This is a genomic window from Bdellovibrionales bacterium, from assembly GCA_016716765.1.
Lineage (GTDB): Bacteria > Bdellovibrionota > Bdellovibrionia > Bdellovibrionales > UBA1609 > JADJVA01.
Window position 1 is genome coordinate 402,252 of sequence record JADJVA010000020.1, and the last position, 19,792, is coordinate 422,043.

Annotated in this window: 16 protein-coding genes; 8 read left to right on the top strand and 8 right to left on the bottom strand. The window is 45.7% G+C overall.

Features of this window, described 5'->3' with window-relative positions:
• Nucleotides 1–76: 76 nt before the first annotated feature.
• A complete protein-coding gene (locus tag IPL83_10575; GenBank protein ID MBK9039591.1) occupies nt 77–3,175 on the top strand; it encodes a hypothetical protein in 3,099 nt (1,032 codons plus the stop codon).
• 57 nt (nt 3,176–3,232) lie between these two features.
• Here the strand turns inward: IPL83_10575 and IPL83_10580 are convergent, their stop codons facing one another.
• On the bottom strand, nt 3,233–4,414 hold the full coding sequence (locus IPL83_10580; protein MBK9039592.1) for a transposase: 1,182 nt from the start codon (nt 4,412–4,414) through the stop codon (nt 3,233–3,235).
• 74 nt (nt 4,415–4,488) lie between these two features.
• On the opposite strand from IPL83_10580, the gene tnpA reads away from it, so the two are divergent.
• From tnpA to IPL83_10595, 3 genes are all read left to right on the top strand, one after another.
• Nucleotides 4,489–4,923 carry an IS200/IS605 family transposase gene (tnpA, locus tag IPL83_10585; protein MBK9039593.1) on the top strand — a complete coding sequence of 145 codons (435 nt, stop codon included), beginning with the start codon at nt 4,489–4,491 and terminating at the stop codon, nt 4,921–4,923.
• Between the two features lie 229 nt (nt 4,924–5,152).
• Nucleotides 5,153–5,530, top strand: coding sequence for a nucleotidyltransferase domain-containing protein (locus IPL83_10590; protein ID MBK9039594.1), 378 nt, complete (start codon nt 5,153–5,155; stop codon nt 5,528–5,530).
• On the top strand, nt 5,527–5,934 hold the full coding sequence (locus IPL83_10595) for a HEPN domain-containing protein (GenBank protein MBK9039595.1): 408 nt from the start codon (nt 5,527–5,529) through the stop codon (nt 5,932–5,934). The genes IPL83_10590 and IPL83_10595 overlap by 4 nt, the downstream gene beginning before the upstream one ends.
• Nucleotides 5,935–6,002: 68 nt before the next feature.
• Here the strand turns inward: IPL83_10595 and IPL83_10600 are convergent, their stop codons facing one another.
• Nucleotides 6,003–6,809 (bottom strand): TIGR02147 family protein, encoded by an 807-nt coding sequence (locus IPL83_10600; GenBank protein MBK9039596.1) that lies wholly within the window; start codon nt 6,807–6,809, stop codon nt 6,003–6,005.
• A gap of 126 nt (nt 6,810–6,935) precedes the next feature.
• Between IPL83_10600 and IPL83_10605 the strand changes: the two genes are divergently transcribed.
• Entirely contained in the window at nt 6,936–7,361 is a 426-nt protein-coding gene (locus IPL83_10605; GenBank protein MBK9039597.1) for a hypothetical protein, read from the top strand.
• A gap of 119 nt (nt 7,362–7,480) precedes the next feature.
• Complete coding sequence (locus IPL83_10610; GenBank protein ID MBK9039598.1) at nt 7,481–8,920, top strand: hypothetical protein; 1,440 nt, start codon at nt 7,481–7,483, stop codon at nt 8,918–8,920.
• Between the two features lie 79 nt (nt 8,921–8,999).
• Here IPL83_10610 and IPL83_10615 read toward each other — a convergent pair whose 3' ends face one another.
• The gene (locus tag IPL83_10615; GenBank protein ID MBK9039599.1) at nt 9,000–9,728 is read right to left on the bottom strand and encodes an SH3 domain-containing protein; all 729 of its coding nucleotides are present in this window, start codon (nt 9,726–9,728) and stop codon (nt 9,000–9,002) included.
• 496 nt (nt 9,729–10,224) lie between these two features.
• On the opposite strand from IPL83_10615, the gene IPL83_10620 reads away from it, so the two are divergent.
• Together IPL83_10620 and IPL83_10625 are read left to right on the top strand one after the other, a co-directional pair.
• Nucleotides 10,225–11,571, top strand: a complete 1,347-nt coding sequence (locus IPL83_10620; GenBank protein ID MBK9039600.1) for a hypothetical protein — start codon at nt 10,225–10,227, stop codon at nt 11,569–11,571.
• Between the two features lie 3 nt (nt 11,572–11,574).
• Complete coding sequence (locus IPL83_10625; protein MBK9039601.1) at nt 11,575–12,936, top strand: hypothetical protein; 1,362 nt, start codon at nt 11,575–11,577, stop codon at nt 12,934–12,936.
• Here IPL83_10625 and IPL83_10630 read toward each other — a convergent pair.
• From IPL83_10630 to IPL83_10650, 5 genes are read right to left on the bottom strand one after another with little or no spacing between them, the layout of a single operon-like run.
• On the bottom strand, nt 12,933–13,853 hold the full coding sequence (locus IPL83_10630; GenBank protein ID MBK9039602.1) for a FecR domain-containing protein: 921 nt from the start codon (nt 13,851–13,853) through the stop codon (nt 12,933–12,935). The genes IPL83_10625 and IPL83_10630 overlap by 4 nt on opposite strands.
• Nucleotides 13,854–13,878: 25 nt before the next feature.
• Nucleotides 13,879–15,972, bottom strand: coding sequence for a homocysteine S-methyltransferase family protein (locus tag IPL83_10635; GenBank protein ID MBK9039603.1), 2,094 nt, complete (start codon nt 15,970–15,972; stop codon nt 13,879–13,881).
• The gene (locus IPL83_10640) at nt 15,969–16,391 is read right to left on the bottom strand and encodes a homocysteine S-methyltransferase family protein (protein ID MBK9039604.1); all 423 of its coding nucleotides are present in this window, start codon (nt 16,389–16,391) and stop codon (nt 15,969–15,971) included. Before IPL83_10640 ends, IPL83_10635 begins: the two co-directional genes overlap by 4 nt.
• 58 nt (nt 16,392–16,449) lie before the next feature.
• Nucleotides 16,450–17,931, bottom strand: a complete 1,482-nt coding sequence (locus IPL83_10645; GenBank protein MBK9039605.1) for a DUF4445 domain-containing protein — start codon at nt 17,929–17,931, stop codon at nt 16,450–16,452.
• Nucleotides 17,915–19,768, bottom strand: a complete 1,854-nt coding sequence (locus IPL83_10650; protein ID MBK9039606.1) for a bifunctional homocysteine S-methyltransferase/methylenetetrahydrofolate reductase — start codon at nt 19,766–19,768, stop codon at nt 17,915–17,917. The genes IPL83_10645 and IPL83_10650 overlap by 17 nt, the downstream gene beginning before the upstream one ends.
• Between the last annotated feature and the right edge of the window lie 24 nt (nt 19,769–19,792).

Consider the following 19,792-nt stretch of genomic DNA (forward strand, 5'->3'; position numbering starts at 1 on the left):
ATTTCTAGACGAGATCATATTTCTAATGTTAAAAGTCTTTCAAAACTCCTTTCGTTTTTTCCCTTGGGGGCAAATAGTGAAATCCCCTTTCATTCTAGTCGTATTTATTTTTTTAACTTGTCTCAACTCGTCTGGAGACGAATCTTCCTACAAGAAAATTCGTGACACTCGTGGTTCCGAGTATTTACTCCGCGCCGTTGAACTGTTCCCCGAAATTCCAATGAACTCGATCGGCAATCAAATAGATTTTGTTGGTTTTCTTGAAAAGCGCGCAGATCTCATTCAAAAAACCAACTCCTTGATCACAGCCGAAGATCGATCGCGTAATCTGCAAACCATAAGAATTGAAACTGGTGAAGCTAAATTAAATCAACAAAAAGTGTTTGATCTAGAAGCAATCGGAGCGACCTCAGTTGATGAAATTAATTCTATAGAGACTCTGTTGCTGACCAACTTAAAATCTCTGTTGAATTTAAGCAATGGCGAAACCCTGCGCATCGCGCTGGCCAATCTTCTGAAAAATCATCCTGAAAAAAACTCGCTGCTTAAGTTACCTGACGAACAATTATTGACGGAGCTGGACCAAAAATCTCATTTTTCTGCACCCCTCTTCACAGAGCTATTGGCTCGAAAAAAACTTGAAAATGAAGTGGTCGCTCGACTTATTCAAATCCTTCGAGCAAAAAATCTAAAGTCTATTCCTGAAAAGCAGTTGCGACCGGCAATTCGAGACGTGCTGCAGTCTTTCCCTGAATATAAATATCAACACAGCCTAGCACTTAGAATGTTGACTACCTTGACCACCGAGGCACTGAGGACGGCTGCAGTGACGATTGAAAATACAGCTCTCTCGCGGCGAGAAGGACTGGTTCTTTTCGAGTTGCCTGCTGACCTCGCGTTGATCAAGGGTCTGCTTGCTCGCGACTGTAGCTCCAAGACTTGTATGGGCTACCCGATGAGCGCAAAGGAGAGAGTTTTTCTGGCCGTCGATCTAGCTTCCAAGGCACCACTTGGCATAGTTGTTGGAAGCATGGTCAACCGTCCTGAAAATCCAGACTTCTATCTTCACACCGTCAATGGACTCCGCTTGACCTCGTTTCATACCGACTTGATTTTAAAAGGCTTTTTCAAATCGCGACAGCACCTTGGATTTTCGAAACTCCTTCTTCCACCTCCAGACAAGATCGATGAAAACGTGAATTTTTCGGAGATTGCGAACGTTCTCAGGCACTATTCAACGGGACGGATGGATGAACCCATTGACTTCATTGATGCGACTTTGCGACACGTCATCGAGACGTTCTCAACCCATGCTTACGACTCGATGGCAGAGAACTCGATCGGTCGAAGTATTCAACCGACTGCTAACCCTACTCTTCATATTTCCGTTCAAGACGGCAGTCCGTATGCTGGTGAACCACAAGGCATTCAGCAGCTAGATTCAAAGAATTTTCGAACACTCCTTCTTGCTTTGACGGTGTCAGGTGCAGCGGAGCCAGCTCAAGAGCTTGCAAGGCTCATTGGGTTTGATTACTCCAGCTTGGCGCCAATTATCAGTGCACTCAACAATACTCAGGGAATTTCTGTTAGAGAATATCGCAAACAACGCGAACTCATTCTTGACCGAGAGAATCCAGCGGCCAGAAAGGTCCTACTCGATTTTCAACCCGGTGCTTTGCTCGCTCCAGATGCCTTTACCGTTGAAAATTTTGATTTGATTGCACCGATTTTAGTTGGAAGAGTCCATCAAATCTTTCATCTTGAAAACGACCCTGCGCTGCTTGATTCGCTAGAACGAATGGATACTACCTTCAAATTGAAGCTCGTAAAGTACATTGTGTCCTCCTTGGAAGAATTTGATTCCCCTTCGACCCAAGAGGAATTTCAGATTTTAGCGCAGAGAACGGGCCTTCTTCAGAAAGTGATTCCATTCGCCGAATGGATCGAGTTCATCGACAAACTGATAGCAGACGATATGAGTCTATCAAAGTGGCTGGCCTTCGCCTTTGGTTACGCTGATTCTGTGAGTCAGGATATCTTCAATGCAGTGGCCGATCGAATCAGCGGCAAGTCGGGATTTGCCGAATTGATCAAACTGGGCCAGAAACGCCTTGAAGAGGAAGCGCGTCTCGCGAGCACCTCAAACCAGAAGGAACTCGCCGAGATGGAAATGCAAGATTGGTCGAGCCAAATCCTGAGCCTCGCGCTCAATATGGCGATCGAAAAAAAGCTCACCCCAGGCGAAATGAACGAAATGGCGACGATGCTTCATCTGCCTGCCGCACAAGCTATTATTCCCTATTTTCCGTATTTGGTCCCCCACCTCGATATCCCGTCTCTTGAGTCGCATCTTAACTCTCCGCAAACAATAAGGACCGAAGCATCAAACGAGATTCTTTTGAATCTGGCTTTAATTTCGTTGTCTGCGAATAAGAATCCCACAATTGGATTCAAAGATGTCAAGGGGCGACTGTTCAGACTTTTTATTGCGACTCCTTCACTCTCCGCCCCACTCATGAATAGTGCGAGTGATCTGAGGAGTTCGGCGGATTTTCAAGCATGGATTGAGTTGCATTGGTCCAGAATGCAGTTACTCCCCCATTTTAACGAAAGAGTTGTGATGAATTCCCTTTCGATGGTACCTGACGATAAGTTTGTATCTTGGGTCCGTGAACTCTTAGAAATAAGGCCGCAACTCTTACCTGGTCCGACGGTCCAATCCTTAAGGTTAAATTTGCTTTTACTACAAACAAAGTCTGTTAATTCATTTGTGCGGCTATTGAAAGTCGCACTCAAGACTGGGCAACCAATTGTACGTTTGAGCGCCATCTCACATCTTTCAAGGATCAGTTCCTCTGTGGAAGACGCTCTCCGCGTTTTGGTTCTTCTCAAACCAGATCAAATGTATTTTAATTTGATTGCGAACCACATCCACTCTCTAAATGATTTTGAGACTCTTCTCTCATCGAAGTTTCAGGGGCACCCCTTGGACCAGCTTGCAATTTTCAACGTATTTCACTACTTCCTCGTCGAGCAGGATCCACAAGGTCCTGGGATATTTTCGGCAGAAAATTTTGCGGCACTCTTACGGAAATACGGGATAAGTGAAATGGCACCTTTTCTCTCTCTTCTCAAACACAAAACGGTAAGCACCTGCATGAACGAGCTTCTGTGAACCTCTCACCACTTTTCCCTTGTCGGGAATAAGTGGTAGCATCAAGCGGATGGCGTCTCACGATGCCACCTCAAATCTTGATGATTCCTGCTTCGCCGAGGCCATGGTTGTTGTGCGCCCTTTCGGCCGTACAACAGAGCCTTTCCTCTCCACAGGCTGATGAACGGGGTAGGACCCACCCTCGTTTTGAATATTTATTGCAGCATTGATGTCCCTATCGTGATGAGTCTGACATGACTCACATGTCCATTCCCTATCGGAAAGGGTGAGCTCGCTGTTCACGAACCCGCACTGATGGCACATCTTAGAACTTGGAAACCAAGTCGATATAAAATGCAAATGTTTGTCGTATTGGACAGCATACACCTTCATTATCTCAACAAGTCTTCCCCATGACTGAAACGCAATTGACTTTGCCAGTCTTCGGTTTTTCATCATGCCCTTCACATTGAGTGTCTCCATCGCTACCACTTGGTTCTTGCGGTAGATATTGAGAGCCAATTTGTGAAGATAGTCCTCCCTTTGGAACCTTATTCTTTCGTGCAACTTTGCAAGTCGAAATCTTGTTTTTTCGTAGTTATTGGATCGTTTTTCTGATTTCTGCATATCTCGCTGGCGCTGCATCTTCTTTTGAAGCCTGCGCTTTCTGCTCTCGAGCGTTTCCAATGTCCTTGGAACCTGGATCTTCTCGCCATCACTCAGAACAATATGCTTGATGTTCAGATCAACACCAACGATCCCATCATGGGTTGAAAGAATTTTCTCTTTCGTATTGAATTTTGTGACGATGCTGACGAAGTATCGTCCACTTGCAGTTTTAGAGATGGTGGCGGCACCGAACTTTGCACCGTCTGGAAATTCTCTATGCATTTTCATCGGTATCCAAGTCTTGTATTTTGGAATAAATACGCAATTTTGTCCCGACACTGATTTGATTTTTGGTTGTGGGAGTGAAACACTTTGCGCAGACAACTTCTTTTTGAGTCTTGGCTTTTTACCGCGTCCTGCAAACAGATTCTGATAGGCGACATCGAGATCGTGAGTTGCAACTTGCAAGGATTGACTTGGTACGTCACTCAGCCAGTCAATGGCTTCTTTCCAGATGAGGAGATGTTCTTGCATCTCTGTGCGAGAGAGTTTCTGTATCCCATCCGCGTACAGCTCCTCGTTTATTTTTAGAAATTCGTTGTACACAAAACGAACCGAGCCAAATATCTTCCCTAGATGCCGTTTCTGCACCGGTGAGGGAAAATTTCGAATTTGTAGCGTCTCGTGAGTGGATTCATTTCCTTGTCTGTTCTATTATTAGTGTTATGAAAAGTCAAATCAAAGAAAAAACGAAATTACGTGGACATTTTCACGCCGTTTACAGTCTCAACTATCACTTAGTGTTAGTAACCAAATATCGAAAAAGATGTCTCAGGCCAGAGCAATTAGATTTTCTAAAGCAAGAGTTTGGTAGACTTTTTTGTGAATGGGACTGCAGACTCCTCGAGTTTAGCGGCAAAGAAGACCACGTTCATCTTCTCTTTGAAGCACACCCGGCGATGAATCTTTCAAAGCTCATCAACAACCTAAAAACCGTAACGAGCAGACTTATTAGGAAGAAGTTTCCAGCACACCTGAAGAAATATTATTCGAAACCTGTTTTCTGGACTCGAGCCTATTGTCTCATTTCGACGGGCGGAGCTACACTTGAGGTCATAAAAAAATATGTAGAAAATCGGGGAAATGAAAAATCATCCTGATTTCAAGACCTCCTCCATCCATGGAGGAAAGTCGAGTTTCATTCATCTCCACCTAAATCAAAGATTTTAGATGGAGAATTCTGAAACGGGTTTGTTAAATTGAATACAGCTTGGGAGTCGCTTTACCAAAGTGCCAATACAGCCTGAAAAACTTTGACTTTACAAGGGCTTATCAGGCAATATCGCTTTGAGCCTGGCCCTATGCTCAGCTGGATAGAATAACTTTTTTGTGAACAATAGGTCGCACGTTAGAAAGGTAGACGACATGGGCTTGCTAAAAATGATTCCTAATCCAGCCATGAATCAATGGGCTCAAGAAAAAGCGGTGGAATTTTTAGACTCCATTCCTTCACAGGATTTAATTTTAGAGGCCTACCTTTGCGGGTCTGCGGTCGATGGCGTGTTTACTCCTGACTCGGACTTGGATTTCGTTGTTGTTACCAAAGACCAAGCCTCTATCAAACAACTTCAAAAAGAAGTCTACAGTCCTCGTTTCGCCGATATTGCGATCGATTGGATTTTTAAAACCAAAGAATCTTTCGATGAGAGAAAGAACTTTGGTGGGGTCTGCTTCGTTGCTTTTCATAGTGGGAGAAAACTGCGATGACCAAAAATTTAAAGAAGCAACTCTTCCCGAAGGAATACGCCAGGGAACTTCTGACGATTGCCAAAGGCGATTTGGAGTCTGCAGTTGGGCTTTCTCAAATCAAGACGGGCCGCCCTGAAAACATTGTTTTTATCGTTCAACAATCTATCGAAAAATCCCTCAAAGCCGTCCTGGTTCATCTTCAAATTCCATTTCCGCTTGTTCACGACTTGGGTATTCTTGTTGCTCTTTTACCTGATGAGAAAGCTCCGCCGGAAGGCTTTGCTCTTGCTGAATTAAATCCTTTTGCGTCCGTTCGCCGTTATGAAGAGGGACAACTTCCGCTCACGGCCGAGGAAATTAAGTCCTCTTTGGACGTCGCTCAGAAAGTCATTCAGTGGGCCATCGCTTCCATCAATTCTTAGTTCTTCTGAAGATACAAAACGCGATCGCGACGAAGACGCAAGCGGCAAGCGGCAAGCGGCATAAGTTTTTAATATTCAAACCAGTCTATGTTCAGACACACGGCCATTTCCGATGGTGACGGAGCTGATATTTTCATCACTGACTGAATAAAGTTTGGAAGCAGCTTGCGGATCTCCTCAGCCGCTTCTCTAGACAAAGACATTGGTGAAGTAAAAAAGACGTCCTCGTCGCGTCTAGCTTCCATGTGTTGAATGGCTTGGAAGCGCCAGTTTTGGTGATGCTTGTTCACAAAGGGCGAATCCTTGTCAACGTGGGTACTCGCCGGTCCGTATGTGATTTTACCATCCTGCTCTCGACACAAGCCATTTTCAATAAGAAAGCGAATCACGCGATTCACAACAGGAGGATCAAGACGAAAATATTCCGCGATTGCATCCACATTATCGAAGCCTGGAACAGCCGTAAGATTGCGAATCCCTGTGTAGAGCCAACTCGAATAATAAATAGCTCTCTGTTCATCATTAAGCTCTTTATGACGCGGCACTCTTTTGCCAATGCGCCGCGATTGTTCCTGGAGATGGGCTATTTTGCGCAAAAGTTTTTCGCGATACCGATGATTACCAGCTCGATCCAAGTCCACAAGCAGATGAAGATAGTCAGATTCAATTTCATTCAAACCAAGAAAATCACAGAGCTCAGAAGTCTGGTCTGGAGTCAGTGTCTTTTCGCCTTTAAGAACTTGGCTGATGAGACTCGAACTGACCCCAAGCGATTCTGCAATTCGGCCCTTAGTTCCGTAGGATCGAGAACCAAGGGATTTAATCCAAGCCATTAAGTATTTACGATAACTAGTAAATTCGAAAATCGACAGCATTCAACTATTTTACCATAAGTTAAAAAAATACTTAACTTTTTACTATATACATCTGTAATTCGACGCGTTAGTGACTTACCTTGAGGCCAACAAACTAACTGGTCCCAGGGACCAAAGGAGACGAAAATGAAACACGTATTTACAATCACTGCTCTTATGTTGGCTGCAAATCTCGCGAGTGCCATGACCGTTTGCAGTATCAACACGGGCTCATCCAAAGACTTGGAATTTGATCAAGTTTTGTTTAGTGAAGAGATCTCTTCGCCTAGATTTCTATTGGTGAAGAACGGTGCGCGCGCTGTAGAAGAAATTCAATTGAGCCAATTCGACACCGAGGAAAAGTGGAAGGCAATCGATGGAGCAACTTTTGTAACGTTTAGCATTGAGAAAAACGGAGCATATGGAATTACTGTCGGACGCGTCGACATTTCTAAATCGGAGAACATACTCACACTGGACGCAATCGCAGTTGGGTCGGTGGCCGATCAACAGTTTTTGGGTTTGACCCTCCCCCAAAAGAATCTTTCTCTGGTTTGTGCCTCGAGCAAGTAGAACTTTAAAACCCTAGACCATGATCAGATATCCGCCTTCACTGGGATTGTACGCCCCTTGGTTCTCTCTTTGTACCTCCAGTGAAGACGGAATACCTATTGCAGAAAGAGGTGATTGATATGAACAGCTCTATCCAGTCCATTCTAGTTACAATTATCGCGATGATCAGTGTCAATCTTCTGATCAGCTGTGCCCCTAAACGGGACAAGGGCGACCCCGCTCTTCCTGAAGGTCCTGGTCCTCGTTCACCAGTCGCACACGACGGACAGAATCCATCACCCCCAACTGCGAATGGGACTTCAGACAGCGGCGGCGGAACTGGTATTGACGGCAAGGTGTTCGAATCCTATATCGTCGATCCCACTCACCTGCCAGCTTATCAACAGCATCTTGCGCCTTTGCTGAAGAATATAAAAAGTGAGACAGCCAACGGCTTCCACTACGACCAATTTTTTAAGATGAAAACCTGGTACATCGCTCCGGTAGATCTCGACAAAGTGAACAAGGATGTCCTGGGCATTTCATTCATGAAATCCGACACTCAACAAATAGCTCGACAAACAATGAAAGAAGTCTGGATAGATAAGCGTATCTACGATCAGATGAATGCAAAGGATCAGTCGGACTTGCTACTCCACGAACTGATTATGAATATGTACCTCCTCAAGTTTATGACCGTGGCCGAACTGTGCAATAGCTCCAGAATCCTAAATGGCGACAAAGAAGAGGATGGATGCTGCAAGAAGAACAGAGCCCTTCTCGAAAAGATAATGCCGGACGAGAAAGCGCATCCCCTCACAGACCGAGACAATGAAAACATTCGGTTCGTCACCGGATGGCTCAAGCAGAATGCACAAAAAGAAATCAGTGAAAGAGATTTCTTCCGTGTTCTTATTTACAAGGGATTCGATAAACGATTTTTTACGCCTGAGAGTGAAAATTCAACCTCACTTGGAGACCTTAAAATTTCTAGAAGGGAATTTTATCAGGCAATCAGAGGGGCCAAGTTAACCGGCAATATGCCAGATGTTTGTTTTGCAGGGGTCAACGGCGCAAGCAAGAAATGCAAAGTGGAACTGGAAGAGAAACCAGTTTCTGTTCAAAGTATTCCAATTCCTGGACTTAATTTTCGCCTTAGCGTGGAAAACGAGATTTATGTCAACATAGATCTCGTCTTTAACGATGAGGTCACGCTTTCTGCATATCCTCAGCAAGACACTACTGAGGACAGCATTTTCTACACAATGCCTCTGGTCGATTGGCGAAACAAAATTCAAATTGGTGATCGCATCCACTCCGGATTTCTCATTTTTAAAAAGGAAAACTCAAATTCTCAGCCCGGCTTAATCTTGGAATCGGTGGTCTTACGACCTGGAATAGTTGTATCTATCGATAAAAAGCGTGATCCCATATGCGAGTTACGAGCACCGAAAGTGGTCAAGTTTTTTGATGATGAGATTTCGATTAGAAAAGAAAACTCCGTCCCCAGCTTCATCGAGCAGTTGTTTTTGACGACACCACCCTTTGCCGCATGTGGCGCTAACAATGTTGTGGAGTGATTTTCATTGAGGAATCTCGCTTGGGATGGCGGTTGGCCCAAGACTCTGTAGGTCGAGTTAGATAAGTGGCGATCGAGTACTAACAACCTTTTGGAGTTCTTACTTCTGACCTGAATTTAAATGTTTTACCATCAATTAAAAAAATAAACTCAATTGCATAAGGATTGGTTGGTTCCGAGTTACTTTCGATGCTAACGTATTTGCTTGAATGTTTAAGCATAGGTTTCTTTTGAGAAACTAAAAGCTTTGGATCAAGTTCAGAAATATTAAAATTATAGTAATCCTTAATTTTATGCCCTAACAAAATGGGTTTTGATTTTACGATTGTATCTTGAATAATATAATATCCGTCATCATCTTCAGGTTTGGTTCCATAGTCCCCCCAAGAGATGACTGCTGATAACGAATCAACGACAATGTTTTTCGAGAATTTAAAGCTTAAAGTTGTTAGATTACTGCAGTATTCAAATATTTCAGTTGGACCTTTCTTGACGTTGAATGTGACTGTTACAGGGTCAATGTATTCACAATTAACAGTAATTTCAGCCGGAAGATCTAATTTTTCTGATTGGTAATTCATATCGGCAGTTAAAAACTCATCAGTGCACCAGCCCGTGAAGGAATCAGACTTGATTCTGACCCAACGATACTCTTTGTCAACGACCACAGCTTTCTCTTTAGAGATCTCGACAATCTCAATTTTTTCACCGTTTTTCAAGACCCCCAAAATTTTCCCTTTTTTGAAAGAGGGAGTGTCGCGAATAACAATGTGATCCCCTGTCATTTTGGCTGGTGAACCAGCCTTCACTGCAATAACATCAGTCAGCTCCTTAGAAAAAGAGGGGAGAGACAATAGAGTCAAAACAAGACATGCAAGAAGTGAGATCCTTTTTTTTAACCATCCGAGTAATATACATCTAGAAAAATTTTTAGTCAGAACGAAGGTTTATGTCAAATCTCTAAATGATTTTGAGACTCTTTTGTCATCCCACCCCGCTTTCAGGGGCAGGCTTTGGATCAGCTCCAACTCTTCAACTTGTTTTATTTCTTCCTCACGACCCGAGAACCGCAGGGGCCCGGCTTATTTTCGGCGGAAAGTTTTTCCCCGCTCTTAAGCAAATATGGAATAAGTGAAATGGCAGCTATTTTTCCTACCATTTCAGACAAAAAGATAGAGTCGTGTGTCAATAATCTTCTTTGACCGCCGACTCTGGGAACAACAATTACCTAGGCATGGACCTCACCAAGCTTTATGCTCAGATAACTGTCCAACTATTAAGTTGCTCAAAAAGGGAATTATCTCAATGCCAAAAGATTTGTTGCCAAAAAAAACGTGGGCTTTTATTGGACCTTTCTTGAATGTTACAATGGTGATCGCCTGCCTGTTGATAAGCCGTCACGCCCAGGCTTGGGGCGAAAGGGGCCATCACCTCATTGGACACACGGCCGCACTTCTCATGGAGAGTTTTTCAGACAAAGAAGCCGTGGATCGCGGTCTTCCCGCTTTTTTCAAGGACCGCGCTCACCAATTTGGTCATCTCTCCAATCTTCCCGATATTTCTTGGAGAGAAACCACTCGGCAATCTCAAGGCGCCCTGCTCGCCAACGGCCCCACGCACTTCATTGACCTGGAACTTCTCGTTGGCTTGCCCACAAAGGATAACAAGGCCTCCTACCAAAAGCTCTTGCTCGGTTTGCCCTCTGATTACTCCGAAGTTCGCGAGAAATTCGAGGGAAAACCAAATCCCTTTTCGGCAAATACCGCCTCCCCTCAAGGCTTGCGAGTGTATTTTGACGTGGGCTCGGCGCCCTGGCGTGTTCGTGAGCTCTTTGAAAAAATGGTTGCGGCCTTTGCCTGCGCAAAAGGAAAAGAAACAGGAGTTTCATCCCAATTGATCGACGAGAGACCAAAATGGCATCTGCCAATCATTTCTCAAGAGAAGCCACCAAGCCTCGGTTTTAATTTTTACTCTTGCACCAAAGAACAGACTCGACTTGAGGCAATCTCGGCAGCTTTGGCAATTGGAGGAGTCATGGGGCATTTTGTGGGTGACCTCACACAGCCCTATCACACGACTGTTAACTACGATGGCTGGGCCACCGGAAACGGAAAGGCACACGAGTACTTTGAAAGTGCTGTTGTTAACAGTCTTGAGCTTTCGATTGAAAATGAAGTTTATAAAATGGCGAAATCCCCTTCTCTCAAACGCACCGTTGAAAAAGGTATAGAAGTCGATTGGAAGACCAAGGGGGCCGCCTCTGCCTTTGCCTTGGCCCTCGCGGCAAATTCCTGGAGTCGGCTTGACGAAGCCATTCAAATTGATAAAAAATATGCAATTGTTCCAGCCATCAAGACCAAGGATTCTTCCGCTTCTCAGCAGAGCGGATCTAAAAGTGAATTGCCCCCTTTGCGCCAGTCTGCCTCTTCTAAAAAGGTAATTAAGGCCTTTGCCCCATTGTTGGTTGAGCGCCTCGCAATCGGATCTCGGGCTTTGGCAAAAATTTGGTATCAGGCCTGGATCGAAGGCGGAAAACCCAACTTGGCTGATGTTCGTCCCACTACCATTCCCTATATTTTAGATGTACCCTTCTTGTGGCCGACCTATGATGAGGGGGCCTTGAAAAACCTTAGCACCAAGAAGGATGAGTGATCTATGGCTATGAAAATTATCATTCTATCGGCCCTGTTTTGTCTCTGCCGAGTGACGACCACATTGGCACAAGAGGTCCCCTATGCACTCCCGCAAAAAGCGAAAATTGATTCGAGACCCGATGAAATTTCGCCTGAAAAGGGAAATACTGATCCACTCAATAAGCAAACAAAACTCTTGGATTCAAAAAAAATAAAAATAGCTGACAATCAAGTCAATGAATTCGTTGGAGTGGTTCAGTTTGTCAAAGGCTCAGTGAGCTGGTCAGGGACAGAACGCAAAGATCCCATTCAATTTAAAACTCTCTTCCGCTGGAATGAAAGTGCTTTGGTGGAGCAAAATTCCTACGTAAAATTTATTTCAAGAGGTCGCTGTACGGCTGTCGCCTATGGCAAATCACAGATTCAATCTCCACTTCCTTCTGCCGACAGCTCCTGGAATTTTAACGGTGGGTCGGCCCGCTGGGTCTGCGGACCCGAACAATCTGATCATCTCCGTGTTGATGGGCACGCTTTGAGCCTTAGCGACGCTGAGATCTTCTATCATCGCCTCCAACTTTACGTCTTGAGAGGAAGAGTCTTGTCTGAATCAGGGGAACTCCCCCCTGGAGCAACCTACGTTTGGGAAAAGCAGGGCTGGAAAGTGAAATACTCGAGTGAAGATGCCTTCCGCAGTTGGAAACTCAATCAAGATTTAGAGGCCCCGAAAGAAAGTTACAAATTGACTCAACCCAAACCAAAAGTCAGCAGCCGATGGTCTTTAGGCCCACTAGGGGGAAACATCAAGTTCAACCACGCCAATTATCTCTTGGAGTTGGAGGACAATGAGACTCACGGGGCCCGATTGCAAGCCAATTTCAAGTTGGGCGAGAAGTCCTATTTGGTCGCTCTGAATTTCTATGAGTCGGATAAATCAGATAATGATGAGGGATCGAAATTTCATTCTGGCCCTCCATCGACATTTTATGTTTCCAATCGTCTTGAATCTTTCGTCCTTGATTTGGGATTGCGATCCGAGTTTGAGCGGCAATGGGCTTGGTTTTTTCGTGCTGGAATCGGACGTGACATTTTAGGGCTGGATAGTTACGGCCCCAGCTTTAGTATTCATCGTGATATTTCTTCTCTGAGCGGAAGACTCTCCTTGGGGCTCGATCGAATATTTTTTACGGAAGCGCTTGGCTGGGGCGGTTTGCTTGTTTCAGCTGAGATCTATTTCCATCAAGCCCTTAGGTATGAAGGGACAAAAAGACGTGAACAAGAGTACTTTTCAGGGCCAGAGCCAACAGAATTGGATAGGGCCAACGAGAAATTTGCCCACAACGCCTGGGGTATTTTAATTCACCTCGCACCGCTTCTTCAGTTTTAAAACTCTTCCTTAAGTCCATTGAGGTCAAAGGGGACCTCTTCGTTAGAAGGTTTCCAGTCATCTGGCGCGCCCAGGATTTTAACTGATTCAGGAGAAACAAACTCTTGATCGTTTTTAACCAAAAGAGAAGTTTGTTTGATTTCTGTGACCAAGGCAGGAGCGATAGAAACAACGACGAGGGGTTTCACCTCCAATTCCTTTTTTGTCTCTGAAGCACCCGTCTGGCTCTTTTCACGAACTTGTTCGACGACAACCTGTTGACCCGAATTGACCAGCACACTCTGACCCGTGTCAACCTGCTCAACTTGAACGGCACCATTTATGGTTGCCTGTTCAGTTAACTTTGTGTTGGGCTCAAAACTCAGATAGAAATCGGTTCCTCGGACCCCCGCAACGGCAGTGGAAGTCCTCATCCGAAATCGACTCTGTTTATTTTCTGGTTCACTCTTTTTATTATCGGATTTTGAATTTGCGTCTGAACCTGAACTTGAGCTTGAGCTTGATTCTGTACCTGCTGGGTTAAACAATGTTCTGATTTTACCGTAAGCCAGATGTACCAGAGTCGGGCTGCCTGAATTTTTCGCGTATTCCTCAATCGATATCCTGGTGTGTGGACCCAGTGTCAATAGGACATTGCCACTCAATCGAACTTTCGCACGAGCAGATTGCAAAGTGACGATGATATCTTGGCAGTCCACAACTTCCTTTCCATTGACCACAATCGCCTTGCGGACCCCGTCCGCTTTGCTTGCCTCTCCACCCTTCAGTCTGAGCAGTTCCACTCTGCCCTTCGTCAATTCAATTCGGCCACAGTCGAGAGCCACGGCGCGCAGGGAAACAAAAAAAATTGAACTCATCAAACAAACAGAAAAGAGAAAACAAAAACCACGCAAACCATTTAAAGAAAATAGAATCATTTTGTCCTCCTTCGCTCTCGGTTTACTAAAGAGTCATATATCCTAGCGCTGAAAAAACTCGCTCCGTCTCTCCTACCAAAGTGCCAACGTCCTCACAATGCCCGTCGGCTCCGATCTCGCGCGCAAAGTCAGAGGTCACTGGCGCACCTCCCACCATAACCCGAAAATCCAAGCCCCTGCGACGATTTTCTTCTACAAGTTGTTTCATTTGGACCATCGTTGTCGTCATCAATGCAGAGAGGGCAATAATTTGGGCCTTATTCTTCTCGGCCGCCGAAAAGATTTCATCCATGGCGACATTGCGACCTAGGTCGATCACTTGGTAACCAAAATTCTTCAACATGAGAATACAGATATTTTTTCCAATGTCATGAATGTCGCCCTTCACCGTCGCAAAGACGATCGTACCACGAGCTTCTCCACTCCCCCCGCTGGTTTTAAAAAAGGGCTCGAGAAGAGCCACCCCTAATTTCATTGCCTCAGCCGAAGCAACGAGGTGAGGAATAAATCTCTTTCGCTTGGCAAACAGATCTCCCAAGTACCTAATTCCAGGTGTCATGATCTCCAAAAATAGACTGAAAGATTCAAATGACCTCGTTTTTAGAAACTCCCTAATATCAATTTGTATTTTGTCTTTCTTCCCATCAACAATATCCCAAAAAATTTCCATTTCGAGCCCATCAAGATCCAATTGCTTAACAAAATCGTCTCCTTCTTCAGACTTCGTTTGAAGAGTCTGAACCCCTGTAGAGCCAGAGTCGGCTCCCTCGCTGATGGGCTCCGACCACTTATCTAAATAATTTTCGACTGCGGCCCCTCTGGGACCAAACAGTTCAGCCGCCGCAACTCTGGTGGCTATCTGATTTTCAAGTACGTTCATAATGGCACTGTTCAGCCCACGTTGCACCGCCATCATCAAATAGGATTGGTGAACAAATCTTCGGTTTGGCAATCCAAATGAGGAGTTGCTCAAGCCAAAAGTTGTCGCACAACCCAGTTCCTTCTGAATCAGCTCAATCGTTCTCAAACTTTCTCGAGCTCCTTCTCTCATTGCCGAAACTGTTAAGGCCAAAACATCAAAGACGACATCGTGCCGACTAAATCCAGCTTCTATCAGTCGATCCAAAATTTTTCGCGCATAGATCAGACGATCTTCTGCTTTTTCAGGAACCATCGTCTCAGTGATCAAGGCGAGCATCGCCCCGCCCGTGCGCTTTGCAATTGGAATCACTTCTTCAAGTTTCTCATCTTCAGCATTGATTGAATTGAGAAGAGGTCTTCCGTAGTAAACTTCTCCCCCCATTTTGAGAGCCAATGAAAAGCTTGAATCAATCACTAAGGGCACTTCGACCGAATTCTGCAATGTCGTGATGACCTCTCTCATCATTTGTGGCTCGTCAATCAAAGGGACTCCTACATTGACATCCAGGCACTGAGCTCCATTTTGAATTTGCAAATGGGCGTCGGCCAGTAGCGCTTCGATGTTTCCTTGCCGGATCATGTCGGCCACTTTTTTTCGTCCTGTGGGGTTGATTTTTTCGCCGATCATCACAAAGGGATGCTGAGGTCCGATTCCCACGGCTCGTGTTTTTGAGGCGATCAAAACACGTTGATCGTCAAGTGGTTGGCTCGCTCCAAAAACTCTGTCTCCCTGACTATCAACGTAGTGCCTGATAGCTTTAATATATCCTGGTGTTGTTCCACAACAGCCACCCAGTATTCGCGTCCCACGCTCATAAAACTGTGGAATGTATTCGGCCATTTGAACAGCATCCATCGGAAACACCGTCTCGCCATTTCTCAACTCTGGCATGCCCGCATTTGGTTGGATGGCGATTGGCAGTCGACTCCAGACCTTCATTTTCTCGACCACCTTCAGCATCGCCTGCGGACCTACCGAACAATTGGCACCAACCGCATCGCAATGATACCCCTCCGCTATTGCCACACATGCCTCAGGGCTGATTCCAGTATCCGAAAAAGTATCCGTGTTAAATGTCATCAAACCAATCAGCGGGACTTTTAAACTGAGATCGCGCACGGCTGCCAATGCCGCTTTGAAATCCATCGAATCAAACATCGTCTCAACAACAATCAAATCGACGCCCTCGTCGATCAAAACTCGAGCTTGTTCCCTAAAGATCTCAAAACCTCATCAAAAGATCGCGAGCCCGTCGGAAACACAGTATCCCCACAGGGACCCAAATCACCCGCCACGAAACATCGCTCACCTCCCGCTCGTCGAGCGATCTCCACGGCCCTTGCATTGATATCGACAAGTTTTGAGTGAGCACGATACTCGTCGAGACGCCAGCGCGAAGCCCCAAAGGTATTTGTGATAAGAATGTCTGCTCCAGACTCAGCGTATTCTCTTTGTACCGCTTCAATCACTTTTGGATTTTCTAAATTCCAAAGATCAGGGGCATGTCCGGGAGGGAGTCCTCTTTTCATGAGAAGAGCTCCCATCGACCCATCAAAAATCATCAATCGAGAATTCAAAGCTTTACGAAATTCTTGGTAGCGGCCTTTTTGTATCAAAACTCTCTCCCTTACTTCAGATAAATTCAAACGGATTCAAACACCATCAGTTCGGTCGTTACGGATGCAAATTCATGGATTCAATAAACATCGCTTGGAACTCATCTTTCAAAGCCAAATCGACCGGCATTTTGACCTTATCGATCCAGGCAGCAAACTCCTTTTTTTCCTGGTCAGAGGCAAGACCCCAAGCAATCGTTCCCTTTAAACTGGAATTTCCGATCGCTTCCATTTTCATATTTGGTAGGAGTCCCAGCTCAATGGCACAGTCTGTCGGCAGATGTTCTCCGAATGAGCCCGCCAAAATCAAACGCTCCGCTCTTTGACCGCCCTCTTTCATGATCAGCTCAACACCTGTCCGAATGGCTGATTTCGCTAACTGAAATTCTCGAATATCGTCTTGATTCAAACCCAAGTCTGGATTCAACGAAATTTTTTTTGCATCGAGGATCTCTCCCTCCGTGTTAAGCAAATTACCTTTGAGAGCCTGGGCAACGGCCTGAATCAAAGCCGACCCACAAATGCCGCGCGGGACGTCCCCATCTACCACATCGAAGGTCCAAGCTTTCTCTTTCGGATCATAAAGAGGATTGATGATTGCTCCCGACTCAGCCCTCATTCCAATACTTATATTCGATCCCTCAAAAGCAGGCCCCGCAGGCGTACTTGAGATCAAGAGTTTTTCTCCAGTCCAGAAAATAATTTCAGAGTTGGTCCCCACGTCCAAAAGGATCCAAGAGGGCTTACTCATTTCCCCTTTCTTCCATAACAAAAACAATCCCGCCCACAGATCCCCGCCCACAAAACTATTCAGAAGAGGAAGGCTCGTCCAATCACCTGTATCTGCCAGACTTGTCTTTGTCTCTTCAAACGAATGGGGCTGAAACGGAAAAACAGCCAAACTATCGATCGACCACTGATGCAAAAACGAAATCATGGCTGAATTGCCAGCAACAAGACCCCTATCAGAAAAACGATATGGTCCGGCCTCAGTCTTGATTGTTTCCAAAAGCTTTTTGATTTGGCGAACCAAGCGATAGTGAAGTGGCTCAACGCCCAGTCTCTGGGCGTATTCGAGCCGAGTCATGACGTCGGCTCCCATAATCACCTGGCTGTTCAAGCCCCGCGCCCGACACCATTCTCCATTCTTATCTATCGCGGCCATTTCTAAGCCCGTTGTTCCCGCATCAAAAGCGATCCACCAATCTGAAACAGGAGGCCGCAAAACTTCAAGGTGTTCGCCCACCTGATAAACCTGTGGAAATTCAATTTCCATTTGAGATTTCGGACGAATTTGGCAACTCAAGCGCCAACCATCTTGAAGAGCTGTTGCAGAAAAGGCTTTGCTATCTGCTCCAGACACAGGTGCCGTGCCTTTGACAACTTTCACTCGGCACTGACGACAAACCCCCTTGCCTATGCAACTCGAACGAATGGGCACTTCATGAGCGTACAATATATCGAGCAGTGTCGGTCCCGCGAGAGAGACCTTCATCTCCCAAGTTTGCCCACGAGAGAAGGCCTTAATGGGAAAGGGCATGAATTACCTCCAAGGCAAAACCCACACGATTAAAGGGAGCGCTCACCTGAAAACCCGCCACCAGATTCTTGGCTTCGCTCATTGTCTTCATGGCGATGTCCATGCCTCTCTTCATTGCTTCTCCCTTATCACCCTGAGCTTTTTCCATTTCACGAATCACCCAATCAGGTACAGACACTCCAGGCACCTCATTTTTTAAAAATTCAGCGTTGCGCAGACTCACCAAAGGCCAGATGCCCATAATTACGGGAATACTAGAACCTCCCAGGTGATCCATGAAAGTCAAATAGGATTCAAGATCATAAATGGGCTGAGTGATCGCATAATCAGCTCCAGCCTCAATTTTATATTTGTAACGATTGATTTCTAATTCCCGATGAGAAGCCGTTGGATTGAGCGCCACTCCAACACAGAACCGAGTTGCTGATCCCATACTCGCTCCCCCCAAATCAAGCCCGCTATTCATACGCGAGGCGATGTGGGTCAGTCCTATCGCATCAACATCATAGACTCCGGTCGCTCCCTTCATGTTTCCCAACTTCGGAGGATCCCCCGTTACCAACAGAAGGTTTCGCACTCCGGCCACATGACAGCCCAAGAGATCGCTCTGCAGGCCAATAATATTGCGATCGCGAGTGGTCAAATGAGGGATCGCCTCAATTCCAATTTCGCTTTGAATGTGCGCTGCCAGATGAAGAGAGCTTAAGCGAGCCACCGCACGCGCCCCATCTGGAATATTCACATATTTGACTCCACCTGCTTTGAGTTCGCGACAGTGTTCTAAAAAGGTCCTGGTATCTGCGCCTTTTGGCGGAATGATCTCAATCGAAAATACTTTCCGACCAGCCCTTAAATCTGCCCCTAATTCACTTCTCTCGCCAAGATCCATTGGCTTTGCCGGTTGATCCACCAGTGGAAGCGAAAAATCAAAAGTGGGATTTTCCTTTCGCACATAGTTTGTGGCCATGCGAACCGCGTTCGTCAGAGCCCGAATATGAAGTGAGTGCACCCCGCAGTGCCCCCCAACAATATTAGCTCCCTGCTGAATAAAGCGTTTTCCATATTTCGCCAGATAATCAGGATTACAAAGATAAATCCATTGATCATTCACATACTTCGGCATTCCCGCATTGGGTTTGAGGCTAATCAATCGCTTTGTGAGCGGCCTTGTTCGATCAAGGGCCGTCAACATTCCACTCGGCCCCACCTCTCCACAAAATCCCAAGGCTTCCAGGTCATACTCTTCTGCGAGGCGAACCAAATCTTCTGGAGTGCTTCCATAGGATGAACGCATGTCTTCATTTAAACTCAAATGCGCAAACACAGGCTTATCGGAAATTTTCTTGATTGCGACGATAGCGGCCTCAAGATTTCTCAGGTTATGAAATCCCTCAATTGTAAATCCATCTACCCCTGCCTCATCGAGAGTGCGTGCAACCTCTTCATACAAAGCCACTGCTTCGATATAGGCCGTGGGTCCCAGCGGTTCAATCATGACTGGCAAAGGCCCCATCAGTCCGATCACGTAGGCCTCATCACCGGCCACATCCTGGGCAATTTTCACCGCTGCATCAAGTATTTCCTTCTGCTGTCCTTGCAAGCCATATTCAGTGAGCTTTGGTTTTGTCGCATTAAAGGTATTTGTGGTCAGCAGCTCAGCTCCCGCCTTCTTAAAGTCAATCAAGACTTCCTTGACCGCCTGAGGGTCCGTCAAGCAAAGTTCTTCGAAACTCCGATTGATGTAATAGCCTCTCTCGTAGAGAGACGTCGCCATCGCCCCGTCAAAAACAATTGGCTTTCCTGTCTGAAGATACTCCAATAAAGAAATTCGTTTCAATTTTTTCGCCTCCCCTATTTTCTC

Excerpts from the sequence above, each read along its gene's own strand:
- tnpA (MBK9039593.1), top strand. The coding sequence starts at position 4,489 with ATGAAAAGTCAAATCAAAGAAAAAACGAAATTACGTGGACATTTTCAC.
- IPL83_10595 (MBK9039595.1), top strand. The coding sequence starts at position 5,527 with ATGACCAAAAATTTAAAGAAGCAACTCTTCCCGAAGGAATACGCCAGG.
- IPL83_10600 (MBK9039596.1), bottom strand. The coding sequence starts at position 6,809 with ATGCTGTCGATTTTCGAATTTACTAGTTATCGTAAATACTTAATGGCT.
- IPL83_10605 (MBK9039597.1), top strand. The coding sequence starts at position 6,936 with ATGAAACACGTATTTACAATCACTGCTCTTATGTTGGCTGCAAATCTC.
- IPL83_10610 (MBK9039598.1), top strand. The coding sequence starts at position 7,481 with ATGAACAGCTCTATCCAGTCCATTCTAGTTACAATTATCGCGATGATC.
- IPL83_10620 (MBK9039600.1), top strand. The coding sequence starts at position 10,225 with ATGCCAAAAGATTTGTTGCCAAAAAAAACGTGGGCTTTTATTGGACCT.
- IPL83_10625 (MBK9039601.1), top strand. The coding sequence starts at position 11,575 with ATGGCTATGAAAATTATCATTCTATCGGCCCTGTTTTGTCTCTGCCGA.
- IPL83_10630 (MBK9039602.1), bottom strand. The coding sequence starts at position 13,853 with ATGATTCTATTTTCTTTAAATGGTTTGCGTGGTTTTTGTTTTCTCTTT.
- IPL83_10645 (MBK9039605.1), bottom strand. The coding sequence starts at position 17,931 with ATGCCCTTTCCCATTAAGGCCTTCTCTCGTGGGCAAACTTGGGAGATG.